We start from the raw sequence: 12,441 nt of genomic DNA, 5'->3' as shown, positions 1-12,441 counted from the left end.
CCTCCCCTCTTGAACTCCTCCTGAATGGAGCACGACCGTGCAGGCTTTCACCGACCGCTGGGTCAACGGCTTCAGCCAGCTCTACGACAACGACGACCTCGCCAAGATCTCCTGGGTGACCACCTCGGTCAGCCCGGCGCTCCAGGAACTCGTCATCAACGGCACGCTCGCCCACGGCTCCCGCGTGGTGGACCTCGCCTGCGGACCCGGCGTGCACGCCATCTTCCTGGCCAAGCACGGCCTGAAGGTGACCGGCATCGACCGCTCCACCACCGCCCTGGCCAAGGCCCGTGAGCTGGCCGGCTTCTACGCTGCCGACGTCGACTTCGTCGAGGGCGACATCCTCGACGTGCCGCTGCCGGACGGCTGCGCGGACGTCGTGCACGACTCGTTCGTCTTCCACAACGTCCGCCCGGAGGCCCGGGCGGCCTACCTGGACGAGGCCGCCCGGCTGCTGGCGCCGGGCGGGCTGATGGTCATCGTCGGCTTCTCCGACCGGATGTCCCCCGGCTCCGGCCCGATCCGGCTGACCTCCGACGACCTGCTCGAGCACGCCCTGCCGCGGTTCCGGGTCGAGGAACTGCGCCGGTTCCGCAACCTGCCCACCGAGAAGCGCCCCGACCAGTGGCACTGGCTGGCGCTGCTGCGCCGCCGCTGACCTCGTCCCACCCCTCGAACGGCCGGGCGCGGACGACCACCGCTCCCGGCACCCGAACTCCCCCGCTCCCCGCCGCACTCCCCGATCAGGACTCCGCGTGATGAACTCGATGGTGAACTCGTTGATGCGCTTCAAGGACCGGACCGTCCTCGTGACGGGTGGCGGACGCGGTATCGGCCGGGCCGTCGCGCTCGCCTTCGCCGAGGAGGGAGCCCGGGTCGCGGTCCTGAGCCGCACCACCGAGCAGGTGAACGCCGTCGCCGACGAACTGCGCCAACTCGGCAGCGACGCACTCGCCGTCAGCTGCGACGTGGCCGAGCCGGCCGCGGTCCACCGCGCGGTCGATCAGGTGGAGACCGCGTTCGACTCGATCGACATCCTGGTCAACGCCGCCGGCGTCTTCGCCATGGGCCCGACCGAGGACTTCCCCACCGCCACCTCGCGCGCCCTGCTCGACACCAACGTCCTCGGCACGCTGGAGATGTGTCGTGCTGTCAGCAGCGGAATGCTCCGCCGCGGCGACGGTCGCATCATCAACTTCGCCTCCCTGCTCTCCTTCACCGCCTTCCCCGGCCGCGCCGGCTACGCCGCCAGCAAGGGCGCGGTCCTCCAACTGACCCGCTCCCTGGGCATCGAATGGGCCGCCCAGGGCATCCGCGTGAACGCCATCGCCCCCGGCATGATCAAGATCGAGACCCCCCACCCCGCCGTCCAGGCCGGCACCCTCGACGAGGACGCCATCGTCCGCCGCATCCCCCTCGGCCGCCGCGGCCGCCCCTGCGACATCACCGGCCCCGTCCGCTTCCTGGCCTCCGCCGAAGCCGAGTACATCACCGGCCAGACCCTGGTCGTCGACGGCGGCTGGCTGAGCTACGGCTACCTGTAACGGCACCGGCACCTCCGGCCCGAGCGCCTCCCTGCGGGCGCCGACCGCTCAGGCCTGGGCGACCGCGCACTCCGGGTGCCCCCAGCTCGTGCCGACCTTGGTGATCGTCTCGCCCTTGGCATAGGGCCGGCTGCAGGGGCAGGTCCCGGGGTACCGCGCGGCCAGGGTCCGCGAACCGCCCGAGGAGCTCCTCGCCGTCCCGGCCGCGGCCGCCGGGCGGCGGCTGCGCGGGGCGGACGCGGTCGCGGACGCCGGGTCCGGCACCGGGAGGTCGGCCGCGGTGCCGCCCGCGTCCTGCTGGCTGCGAGCGGCATCACTGGCGGCCTTGTCGGCGATCGCGTTCAGCGGATCGCCGTCCACCTGATGGGCCGGGACATACACGAAGGTGACGTCCCGCCCCTCCAGCAGAGCGTCGATGCGCTGGATCAACTCCCGGTTGGCCACCGGCTTGCCCGCGGCCGTCTTCCACCCGTTGCGCTTCCAGCCCGCCAACCACGTCGTCACCGCGTCCCGGGTGTAGGTGCTGTCCAACCGCACCTCCAACGCCGCCCCCGGATCCGTCGCGCCCAGCAACTGCTCCAGCGCCGTCAGCTCGCCGACGTTGTTCGTGTTGTGCCCCAGCGCGCCGGCCTGCCAGCGCTGCGGAACCCCAGCACCGTCCGCGATCACATAGGCCCAGGCCGCGGGCCCCGGGTTCCCCTTGGCGGCTCCGTCACAGGCTGCGATGACTCGTTCGACCATGCACCGATCATGCCAGGCCTGGCGGCGGTCGATCGCACCTGCCCTAGTGCCTGACGCGGCACTAGTCGACGGTGAGGCGGAGCGTCGCCCCGTCAGGGAGGTCGTGGACCTGCCGGGCGATCGGCCCTCGGATCCGCATGGCGGTCACGGCATCGTGCACGACGAGGTTCTCATCGCTGTAATCGCCGCCGCCGACGAAGAACTCGAGCGGCACGAGGCGCTGGCCGGGGTCCAGGGGGCCGTTGCGCTTCTGGTAGGCACGGGCGAATCCCGCCGCGCCGTTGACGTCCGGGTCCGCGAGCAGCCAGCGCGCCCAGTCCTCGAGACTCCCGCCCAGCCGCTCCACCTCGGCGGTCTCGGGGTTGAACCGGACCACGTCCTCGTTGCCCACGATGCCGAACTGGACACCGAAGATGTCCTGCCCGAAGCAGAAGATCTCGTCGGCCAGGCCCTCGTACGTGTCCTTCCACGCCTCGCCGGAGTTCCACGCCACCATGTCCGGTCCCAGGCCCTCCTCGCCCACACGGAAGACCTGGACACCGGCGTTGAAGAGGAAGAAGCCGTTCATGCCGGAGATGACCGATCCGAGCTCGGCGAACGGCCCGTCCCCCAGGCCGAAATCGAGCTCGACGGCAGGCCCCATGGGCCCGCGAGCCCTTGTGAGCAACTGCTCCAGTGCGCTGGACATGTCGTTCCATTCCGCGGTTACGGGGCCGATCGGCCGGGTCAGGTGGTCATCACGCAACGGGTGCTCGTGCTGCGCCTGCCGGAAGCCGGGACTCAACCCAGCGCCCCCGCCAGCCCGGTGATGACCACCGGCGACCCTACATCCGCCCGCGCCGCCCGTGATCTGCGCAGATCACGGGTGACGCTGACCCGCTTCAGCCAGCGGTCCCGCCCGTCGTAGCGCGCCGGGAACGGCTGACGGCCGTGCACCGCCCGGTAGTTGTCCACGATCAGCAGCTCCCCCGGCGCGAGCGCGATCTCGCTGCGGCCGCGCTGGAGCTGGTCGGTGAGCGCCGCCAGCGCCGCGCGGGCCTCCTCGTCCTCGGGGTCGGTCTCGATGAAGTACTCGTCGAACGCGAGGTAGGGGGCCGACTCGCCGCCGAACAGCACCCCGGTACGCGGCGGCGCGGGCGGCTGCTCACCGCGCTCGGCGGCCCGCCGCAGGTGCTCCTCGTCCGGCACCAGCACATAGCGCGGCTCCGCGAGGATCCGTCGCTGCTCAACGGTGAGCCGGGTCGGGTCGAGCGGCGCGTAGACGGTCGGGATCCGGTCGTCGTTGCGCAGGCAGAGCAGGCCCAGATAGTCGCAGCGCAGCGCCGAGAACGCGTCCTCGTTGTGCAGATCGAGCACGCTGGCGCTGCTGCCGGCGTTCTTCTCCAACTCCTCGCCACGCACCGGCATCAGGTCCTGGACCAGGCTGCCGTCCTGCACGGTGCTCCACGCGAAGACGTCGCCCAGCACGGAAGCCACCAGCACCAGGTAGAGCTCATGGACCGATGCTGTGCCCGCCGTTCCCGCCGGCTTGCGCCAGTGCGCGGGGGTGGGGCCCAACTCGTCGTCGACGACGGTCCAGCCGCTGAGGACGAAGCCGCCCGCCGGCTCCTCGCGGCGGAAGGCCTCCAGGAAGCGGAGAAGCCGCTCCGGCAGCCGGCGCGCCGCCACCGGCAACGCCCGGAAGAACTCGGTCCCGCTCTTGTCGGCGAGCGCCTCGAGCTCGGCTGCGAGACCGGCCACGGCCGCGCGGGCCTGGTCCCGCTCCTCGGGGGACAGGGTGAAGTGCAGCACCGAATGCTCCTTTCCGGCTTCAGCCGTCAGCCGCGGGTCGCCAGGTGGTCGCCGATGGCCACCGCGTCGATGCGGGTCGACCGGAAGGTCGCCAGCGCGTCGGCAGGCGTGCAGACGATCGGCTCGCTGTCGTTGAACGACGTGTTGAGCACCATCGGTACTCCGGTCAGCTCCTCGAACTCGGAGATGAGCCGGTGGTAGCGCGGATTGGCCTCCCTGGACACGGTCTGCACCCGGGAGGTGCCGTCCACGTGCACCACAGCGGGAATCCGGGCGGCCAGGCCGGGGCGGACCGGACAGGTGAAGAGCATGTACTGGTAACTGTCCGAATCCCGCCCCAGGTCGAACCAGTCCCGGGCCCGCTCGGCCAGCACGCTCGGCGCGAACGGCCGGAACGCCTCCCGGTGTTTGACCTTCTCGTTCAGCATGTCCCGCATCCCGGGGTCACGTGGATCGGCCACCAGCGACCGGTTCCCCAGGGCCCGCGGGCCCAGCTCCATCCGGCCCTGGAACCAGCCGACCACCTCGCCACCGGCGATCCGCCGGGCCACCTCGCGGGCGATGTCGGGAGAGCGTCGCGGCACGATGCCTGCCTGGGCGAAGGCCGCACGGATCTGCTCGCCGGTGAACTCCGGGCCGGTGTACTCGCAGCCGGTGGTCGCGGGCTTGGGGAACGCCGGCTGCGTCGCGTAGTAGGCCGCGAGGGCCGCACCGATCGCGGTTCCGCCGTCGTGCGGCGCGGAGGGGATGTGCACCCGGGAGAACGGGCCCTCCTCCTTGAGCAGCCAGTTGGTGGTGCAGTTGAGCGCCACACCGCCGGAGAAGCAGAGCGTCCGGGTGGGGTGCAGGGCGTAGGTCCGTTCGGCGAGCCCCAGGATCGTCCGGTTGTTCCAGCTCTGCAGTGCGGCGGCCAGATCGATGTGCCGCTCCAGGAGCGGCTCGGTGGGCAGGCGTCGTGGACCGAAACGTTTCTCCAGGGCGTCGAAGTGCGGGAGCCGGAACTCGAAGGCCTCGCTGCGCACCGCCGGCTGCGGACCGTCGCCGACGATCTCCGCGAGTGCGGCCGTGTAGGTATGCGGGTTGCCGTAGGAGGCGAGGCCCATCACCTTGGAGGCGTCATAGGGGCTGAAGCCGAGGTAGGCGCTGAGCTTCTCCCAGACGAAGCCGACGGACTGCGGATAGCTCAGTTCGCCATGGGACTCGATCAGCACCCCGTTGCCGCCGCCCAGCAGTGCCGTCGCCGACTCCCCGATGCCGTCCACCACCAGGACGGCGGCCCCCTCCTCGCCGCACGGGTAGTACGCGGAGGCCGCGTGGGCCAGGTGGTGCGGTATCCAGCGGATGCTCGCTTCGCAGTCGACGCCGAGCAGCTCGGACAGGCGCTCGGGTATCCGCGCCAACCCGGCGGCGAAGTCCGCCTCGCCCTCGGCGCTGCCCCAGTCGCCGGGGACACTGAGCGGGTCCAGCCGGAAGGTGTCGCGGCGCAGCCGGGGTTCGAAGGCGATCGCGACGAGGTCGAGCTCCTGTGGAACGATCCCCGCTCGCTCCAGGCAGAAGGCCAGGGCCCGCTCCGGCAGGATGTCGGCGTTGGAGACCAGCGCGGGTTTGCCGTGCTTGACGCGGTTGAAACGCTCCTCCTCGGCGGCGGCGACCACGTCACCGTCGATGACGAGAGCGGCCGAGGACTCGTGGTACACGCAGTTGATACCGAGGATCTTCACGTCGACCTTCCGAATGGCGCGGTGCCGCGTCGATCAAGCGCCGGCCTCTGCTCCGGTGGGGCGGGCTCGCGCCTGATGACGATCGGTCAGGTAATTCTGCACGGTCTGCTCGGACGGGAACAGACATCCGGCGATCTTCGTCGCACCGGCCCCCCGGGCGGAGGGCGCGAGGTCCGGGTCGTACCGATCTAGCATGGAGAAGCAAGTCCTCATCTCCAGGCCCGCGCCGCAGCGGCAGGGAGGCCGGCATGGCGTTCGACACGGCTGGTTTCGAGCAGGCGGACGGCTACCGCTACATACCGATCTCCGAACACGGCCTGATCGGCGATCTTCGTACGACCGCCCTGGTCGGCACGAACGGCACCATCGACTGGTACTGCTGCCCTCGCTTCGATGCGCCCAGCATCTTCGGGTCCATCCTCGACGCCGACCGGGGCGGGTCGTTCGAGCTGGCCGCCGAGGTCCCGACCCGCACCCGGCAGTTCTACTTCCCCGACACGAACGTGCTGATCACGCGGTTCTTCGCCGCGGACGGGGTGGCGGAGATCCAGGACTTCATGCCCGTGGTCGACGAGTCGCGCGAGGCGTCCCGGCACCGGCTGATCCGGCGGGTGGTCTGCGTCCGCGGCACCCTCCCGTTCAGGGCGCGGATCGCCCCGCGCTTCGGCTACGGCACCGAAACGCACACCACGCACCTCGAAGGAGACCACGAGGCGGTGTTCCGCTCCCCGTCCCTGACGCTCGCGCTGACCGCCACCGCGCCCCTGGAGAGCGACGGCCTGGACGTGTGGTCGCACTTCAAGCTCCTCGAGGGCGAGTCCAACGTGTTCGCCCTCGACCGGCTCGGCGACGGCGTCCGGCCTCGGTCGTGTCCGCGTGCCGAGGCGGAGGAGCAGGCCGAGGCGACCGTCCGGTTCTGGCGCCACTGGCTGGCCGGTTCGCAGTACCACGGGCGGTGGCGCGAGATGGTGAACCGCTCCGCGCTGGTGCTGAAGCTGCTCACCTACGCGCCGACCGGTGCGATCGTCGCCGCCCCGACCACCAGCTTGCCCGAACAGATCGGCGGCGAGCGCAACTGGGACTACCGGTACGTCTGGGTCCGCGACGCCGCCTTCTGCGTCTACGCCATGCTGCGCCTCGGGTTCACCTCGGAGGCCGAGGCGTTCATGGGGTTCCTCGGCGAGCGCGGCATCATGCGCGGCACCGGTGCGACCGGCCCGCTGCAGATCATGTACGGCATCGACGGGCGCAGCGACCTGCCCGAGTACGAGCTGCCGAACCTGGAAGGCCACCTCGGCTCCGCACCGGTCCGGGTCGGCAACGCCGCCACCGGCCAGCTCCAGCTGGACATCTACGGAGCCCTGATCGACTCGGTCTACCTGTACGACAAGTGGGGACAGCCGATCAGCAGCGACCGCTGGGCCGAGGTCGGCGCGATGGCGGACTGGCTCTGCGAGCACTGGGACCAGCCCGACGAGGGAATCTGGGAGACCCGCGCGGGCCGGCGGAACTTCGTGTACTCGCGGCTGATGTGCTGGGTGGCACTGGAGCGGGCGATGCGGATGGCGAACCGCCGCGGCCTGCCGGCCGACCTGCCCCGCTGGCGGCAGTCCCGGGACGCGATCTACCGGCAGATCATGGCGCGCGGCTGGTCGGTCGAGCGGGGCGCGTTCGTCCAGGCCCTGGACGACGGCGAGCTGGACGCCTCGCTGCTGATGATGCCGATGGCCAAGTTCGTCTCGCCCACCGACCCCAAGTGGCTCTCCACGCTGGACGCGCTCACCACGGACCTGGTCTCCGACTCGCTGGTCTACCGCTACGACCCGGCCAGCAGCCCGGACGGCCTGCACGGCCCCGAGGGCACCTTCTCGATCTGCTCCTTCTGGTACGTGGAGGCGCTGGCCCGCGCGGGCCGGCTGGAGGAGGCCCGGCTCGCCTTCGAGAAGATGCTCACCTACGGCAACCACCTGGGTCTGTTCGCCGAGGAGATCGGCCCGACCGGCGAGCAACTGGGCAACTTCCCCCAGGCCTTCACCCACCTCTCGCTGATCAGCGCCGCCTTCAACCTCGACCGCGCGCTGGGCTGACGCACCAGGAACCAGGGAATACGCGATCAGCCCAGCTCGGGAAGGCTCCGGAGCTGGGCTGATGCTGGGATTCTGGCTGGTCGACTGGTGGGCGCGGACGGTTTCGAACCGCCGACATCTGCTTTGTAAGTTCGATCGAACGGCCGTCCGGCCTGGCCGGCCCGACAGAGTCAGCCCGCTCCGCCTCCCTCGCCGGCCAACCCGATGCGCCTGCATCCGGCGCCGTTGATGTCAGGCGGTGATGTACTGACTCCGGCTTCCCGGCCTGGCTGACAAGCTCGTTTCCCTTGTGCTCCAAGTGATCCCCCTATGCGCCCTTGTCGCGCTGCGCCGATCACCAGACCGTCAGAGCTGACGATCGTCAGAGCGGATCCAGCCCTGGGGGAGTTCGTGACCGATGAAGATACAGCTTCACCATGGGCCCGGAAGGTCTTTGGCCCGCTCGCCCCCAGCCTGACCCGGATCGTTCCGGCTTGCCTCGTCCGAGCGCACGAGCGGGCAAGGGATGCTCATCAGAGTGTGCACACCCAGACCCTGGAGGCGTACGGGCACGGGCTCTACGCCGCACAGTACGAAGAGCTGGCCACCGGCCTGGCAGAGCTCCCTGACGCCGAGCCAGTCCGGCTCCAGGCGCGCACCGTCATGGTCGTGGCCGGCCACGTGCTCTATCCGCTCCGCTACTCGAAGAAGGACGTACCCGTCAGCAGCGCCAAACTCCGCCGCGCCTCCGGCCTGCGAGCCGACCTCATCCGGCGCCACGGACCGGATCCGATGCAGGGCGAACTGGACCTGGGCCTCGACCACGACGAGCCGGACGAACTGCACAACGACCTCGCCCGACTCTCCCCCGAGACCAAGCTCGTCCTCGTGGCCTACGCCTGCGCCCAGCACAGCGGTGTCGTCCGCCTGGAGTGGGGCTCGGCAGAGCTCCGCAGCGAGGACAGATCACTGATCTGGCACCACCACGAAGCACTGCCAGTACCCCCGCAACCGACCACTGGCTGACCACCCAGGCAGCGAGTCCGCATCACACCCTCCGCTGGCGCCACCGCCATGATCGCCGTCCAAGCGGACGGGTGCGTAGAAGAGCCCTGCTCGCTTCGGCATTCAAAGCGCTTCGACCTGCGTGTATGTCTGAAGGTCTATCTCTGTTCGGCTGGCCTAGCCGTGCATGTGCCGCAGGCGAGGAAACCTCCCCGTTTGATTGAGACGCCGCGTCGAGGTCGTCTCCAGGATTTCTTCAAGGCCGAGCCTCGCGCGCCGCGCCGCGTGCCTGTGCCTGTGACGAGGCGGGCCGTATCGCCAGCGTTGCGGAACTCTGACGTGGTGATCAACTGGCGCCTCCGTGTACGCGCGTCGCTGTGCATCCTCGCACCGGCCGGCTTCAGGCCCGGTTTGGGCCGCTCTGCTCTGAACCTCCGCTGCCGGTCAGCTGCCAATTTTCTCGCAGCAAATAGTTCGAAACGGCTACACGGGCCACCAGCTCCCAACTATCCTTAGTCGTCCCAGACCATAAGTACTGAAAGGAGTACTTCCGTTAGTAGTTATGAGGGCGACGGTAAGCTCGCCGCAATTACGCGTATGCTTCGAAATTTCTTGCGGTGGGGAGCCCAATTCTTATGGCTTCTAGTTAATCCGGATGAATCCGACCCGCCAGCCACGGGATTGGAAGCGCTCATTGATCTCCCTCGGGCGATCCAGAATGGATTTAGAGAACGGCGAAATATCGAGATTCGGGAGCTCGAGGACATTGTCGACCGGCAGCGGGCGAAGGTTTCAGAGCTTTCTTCTCTAGATACAGAGACAAGAGCCCGCATAGGACCTGCGGTCGCTACGGCCTACCTGACGACCCTGGTTGATCCGGCCAGAGGTAGGTCGGTTAAAAATTTCGCCTTAGATCATGAACCGTTGATTGTCAGGACGGTGCTGCTGCTCGGTTTATTTTCATTTTGGGGGGAGCATCAGAAGTACTTTTATGCTCTGCCTCAAGAATCTCAGACATCCATTCTAATAGTCGTTGCGTTGGCATTTTTTGTAACCAGATTTGTATTTTCAGTCCTAGATCGCGCTTCAAGGTGGCTCGCGTATCTATGGCGGCTGTGCCTCGTGGCAAGTGCTGCATTGTTGCTCCGCTATAGGGACGGCTGGATGAAGTCGGTCCACGAATCCGGCCTACTGGTCGCAGGGCGCAGGTGGCCGAACTGGAAGCAGTTAAGTATCAGCACTGCGGAGCTGGATAGAGTATTCGTTGTTAGCCTTTCTGGCGTACTTGCTATGGCACTCCTGCCTCTCGTCTCATCAGTTTCGGACGAGATAGTCGGCTTTATCCGCAGAAGGGTTTCAACTTCGACTGCCTCGTGCGCCCGAATGATACAGCGCCTATTCGAACTCGCACTATTGGCGGAACGAGAGGGTTTCGAAAGCGGTGACACGGAGTCGCAGCGAAGCCTGGCTTTCGGAAACTACCTCGCTGGGCGGGGGAGGCTACTGATCGTTGACTCGCTGGAGAGCCTCGCCAGATTCTCTGAAACACAATGGAAGAACTCAATTCTTACTGGGGATCGCGTCGCCGACTACTCTGTTGTGAGACTGGCAGATGGTGTCGCTGCCGCAGCTAGGAGCTGGAAGCGGGAGGCGGCCACGGGTATTAGTGGCCTCGATCACATGCGGGAGTCCTTCGCTGTTGCGCTTGTTGATGCCGTTGATGGTAGATGGGGTGCTTTGGCTATTGACACTGTGCGTGAAAGCAGGCTAACAAAAGCACTTCGCAGTCTCCGACGACTGGTGGCTATTGCGATAGTATTGGCGGCAGGGGCGCTAACTATTCTCCATCCCTTTGAGTGGACTAGGGTTCTCTCCGGGGCCAGTATGGGCCCCATCTTCATGATCGTTGCTGGAGGGATTGCAATTGTTGTCGATCCATCGGTTGGAGACCGAATTAGTGCCGCAGCAAAAGTGACAGGTGGCATCCTGAAGAACTGATGTGTCTATCAGTTGTTCCTTCATGGTCTGGAGCGATCACCACAGCTGGCGAGTAGGGTCTGTCTCATGAGTAGGCTCGTGCTGATGGACCTGGACAACACTTTGATAGACCGGCGCGGCCCGCTGGCGAATTGGGTCGTCGAGTTCGCTGCGGCGCGGCAGCTGTCGGCAGCTGCCGCAGATCGCATATCTGTAGCGCTTCGTGAGCGGGCGAGCGCAGAGACATTCGAGGACCTGCGCAGCGCCTTTGGCCTGGCGGAGTCGGCGGCAGAGCTTTGGGGTGCCTACGTGACCGGGATGGCTAGAGGGGTGGTGTGCAGCCCGGAGGTCCTGGCTCGGATTGATCTGCTGCGGTCCACTGGTTGGACGGTCGGGGTGTTGACCAACGGGGCAACGGACATTCAGCTAGCCAAACTCGCCGCCACGGGCCTCCTCGACCGGCTCGACGCGGTGTGCATCTCAGATGAGGCAGGAGCCCGCAAGCCCGATGTCGAGGCGTTCCGAGTAGCGGTCGCGCGCTGCGGATACGAGCTTCCTGCGGGTGCCTGGATGGTCGGGGACAACCCGGCGACGGACATCGCCGGGGCGGCTGCGGCCGGCCTGCGGACCGTCTGGATCTCGGCGGGCAGCGCGTGGGCCACACCGGGGTTGACCCCGGATCACATCGCCGAGACTGCGGCCGAAGCGGCGGACTTCCTACTTGGACTCTCGGAGGGCATGCGATGACCAGCAAGCTGACCGTCGGCATCCTCCACCCGGGGAGCATGGGCGCCGCAGTCGCCGCCTGCGCTCGGCCGAATGCCGAACGCGTGCTCTGGTGTCCTAAGGGCCGCAGCACTGCCACAGTGGCCCGGGCAGAAGAGGTTGGACTGGAGCCCGTGGGCGGGCTGAACGAGTTGCTGGACCAAGCCGACATTGTCCTCAGCCTTTGCCCGCCGGCCGCTGCCGAGGAGTTGGCCCGTACCGTCGCCGAGCACCGATTCGCTGGCGTGTTCGTGGAAGCCAACGCCATCAACCCGGAGCGGACGAAGCGCATCGCCGCCCTGCTGGACGGATCCGCTCGTGCGGTGGTCGACGGCGCTGTCATCGGCTCGCCGCCGATCGGCGGCAAAGGGACTCGGCTGTATCTCTCCGGGCCGCTCGCCGCCGTCTCGCTACTGGAAGAGCTGTTCGCAGACAGCCCGGTGAAGACTCCGGTACTGGGCAGCGATGTTGGCCAGGCATCAGCGCTGAAGCTGTCGTACAGCTCATACCAGAAGGCGTCACGCGTACTGGCGGCAATTGCGTTCGGTGCGGCCCGAGCCCACGGCGTTGACGCGGCTCTGCTCGACGTGGCGAGCAAGCGCGAGGGCAGCTACCTGGTGGAGACCGGATACATCGCCAAGACCGCGGCGCGTGCGTGGCGCTGGGGGCCGGAGATGGACGAGGCCGCCGACATGCTGTCCGCTGACGGACTGCCAGACGAGCTGCTGCGGGCCGCAGCACAGACGCTGGCGCGTTGGGAGAGCAGTAAGGACCTCGCCGGGTTGACCCCGGACGAGGCCCTTGACCGTCTCGCGGAGCGATGAACGCTCT

Annotated in this window: 11 protein-coding genes; 7 read left to right on the top strand and 4 right to left on the bottom strand. The window is 67.8% G+C overall.

Features of this window, described 5'->3' with window-relative positions:
- Positions 1-37 precede the first annotated feature (37 nt).
- Positions 38-658, top strand: coding sequence for a class I SAM-dependent methyltransferase (locus tag ABH937_RS09050; RefSeq protein ID WP_280690246.1), 621 nt, complete (start codon positions 38-40; stop codon positions 656-658).
- Between the two features lie 100 nt (positions 659-758).
- Positions 759-1,544, top strand: a complete 786-nt coding sequence (locus ABH937_RS09045) for an SDR family NAD(P)-dependent oxidoreductase (RefSeq protein ID WP_370217818.1) — start codon at positions 759-761, stop codon at positions 1,542-1,544.
- 48 nt (positions 1,545-1,592) lie between these two features.
- Here the strand turns inward: ABH937_RS09045 and ABH937_RS09040 are convergent, their stop codons facing one another.
- The 4 genes from ABH937_RS09040 to ABH937_RS09025 all read right to left on the bottom strand — a co-directional run bounded on the left by ABH937_RS09040 (position 1,593) and on the right by ABH937_RS09025 (position 5,797).
- Complete coding sequence (locus ABH937_RS09040; protein ID WP_370217817.1) at positions 1,593-2,285, bottom strand: ribonuclease H; 693 nt, start codon at positions 2,283-2,285, stop codon at positions 1,593-1,595.
- A gap of 61 nt (positions 2,286-2,346) precedes the next feature.
- Complete coding sequence (locus tag ABH937_RS09035; protein WP_370217816.1) at positions 2,347-2,973, bottom strand: SMI1/KNR4 family protein; 627 nt, start codon at positions 2,971-2,973, stop codon at positions 2,347-2,349.
- Positions 2,974-3,065: 92 nt separating this feature from the next.
- Positions 3,066-4,076, bottom strand: a complete 1,011-nt coding sequence (gene gntD, locus ABH937_RS09030) for a guanitoxin biosynthesis L-enduracididine beta-hydroxylase GntD (protein WP_370217815.1) — start codon at positions 4,074-4,076, stop codon at positions 3,066-3,068.
- 26 nt (positions 4,077-4,102) lie between these two features.
- Positions 4,103-5,797 (bottom strand): carbamoyltransferase, encoded by a 1,695-nt coding sequence (locus ABH937_RS09025; RefSeq protein WP_370217814.1) that lies wholly within the window; start codon positions 5,795-5,797, stop codon positions 4,103-4,105.
- 248 nt (positions 5,798-6,045) lie between these two features.
- Between ABH937_RS09025 and ABH937_RS09020 the strand changes: the two genes are divergently transcribed.
- From ABH937_RS09020 to ABH937_RS09000, 5 genes are all read left to right on the top strand, one after another.
- Positions 6,046-7,884: a glycoside hydrolase family 15 protein gene (locus ABH937_RS09020; protein WP_370217812.1), complete on the top strand. Its 1,839-nt coding sequence runs from the start codon at positions 6,046-6,048 to the stop codon at positions 7,882-7,884.
- Between the two features lie 519 nt (positions 7,885-8,403).
- On the top strand, positions 8,404-8,889 hold the full coding sequence (locus ABH937_RS09015) for a hypothetical protein (RefSeq protein WP_370217811.1): 486 nt from the start codon (positions 8,404-8,406) through the stop codon (positions 8,887-8,889).
- A gap of 660 nt (positions 8,890-9,549) precedes the next feature.
- Complete coding sequence (locus ABH937_RS09010) at positions 9,550-10,866, top strand: hypothetical protein (protein WP_370217810.1); 1,317 nt, start codon at positions 9,550-9,552, stop codon at positions 10,864-10,866.
- 84 nt (positions 10,867-10,950) lie between these two features.
- The gene (locus ABH937_RS09005; protein ID WP_370217809.1) at positions 10,951-11,592 is read left to right on the top strand and encodes an HAD family hydrolase; all 642 of its coding nucleotides are present in this window, start codon (positions 10,951-10,953) and stop codon (positions 11,590-11,592) included.
- Complete coding sequence (locus ABH937_RS09000) at positions 11,589-12,434, top strand: DUF1932 domain-containing protein (RefSeq protein ID WP_370217808.1); 846 nt, start codon at positions 11,589-11,591, stop codon at positions 12,432-12,434. Before ABH937_RS09005 ends, ABH937_RS09000 begins: the two co-directional genes overlap by 4 nt.
- The last annotated feature ends 7 nt before the right edge of the window (positions 12,435-12,441 follow it).

This window comes from Kitasatospora sp. GAS1066B (assembly GCF_041262605.1).
GTDB lineage: Bacteria > Actinomycetota > Actinomycetes > Streptomycetales > Streptomycetaceae > Kitasatospora.
The sequence above is the reverse complement of the archived record's forward strand: the minus strand, read 5'-3'. Positions and strand labels throughout refer to the sequence as shown.

What these genes read in the sequence shown, in the direction of transcription:
- ABH937_RS09045 (WP_370217818.1), top strand. Translation starts at nt 759, where the DNA reads ATGAACTCGATGGTGAACTCGTTGATGCGCTTCAAGGACCGGACCGTC.
- ABH937_RS09040 (WP_370217817.1), bottom strand. Translation starts at nt 2,285, where the DNA reads ATGGTCGAACGAGTCATCGCAGCCTGTGACGGAGCCGCCAAGGGGAAC.
- ABH937_RS09035 (WP_370217816.1), bottom strand. Translation starts at nt 2,973, where the DNA reads ATGTCCAGCGCACTGGAGCAGTTGCTCACAAGGGCTCGCGGGCCCATG.
- ABH937_RS09020 (WP_370217812.1), top strand. Translation starts at nt 6,046, where the DNA reads ATGGCGTTCGACACGGCTGGTTTCGAGCAGGCGGACGGCTACCGCTAC.
- ABH937_RS09005 (WP_370217809.1), top strand. Translation starts at nt 10,951, where the DNA reads ATGGACCTGGACAACACTTTGATAGACCGGCGCGGCCCGCTGGCGAAT.
- ABH937_RS09000 (WP_370217808.1), top strand. Translation starts at nt 11,589, where the DNA reads ATGACCAGCAAGCTGACCGTCGGCATCCTCCACCCGGGGAGCATGGGC.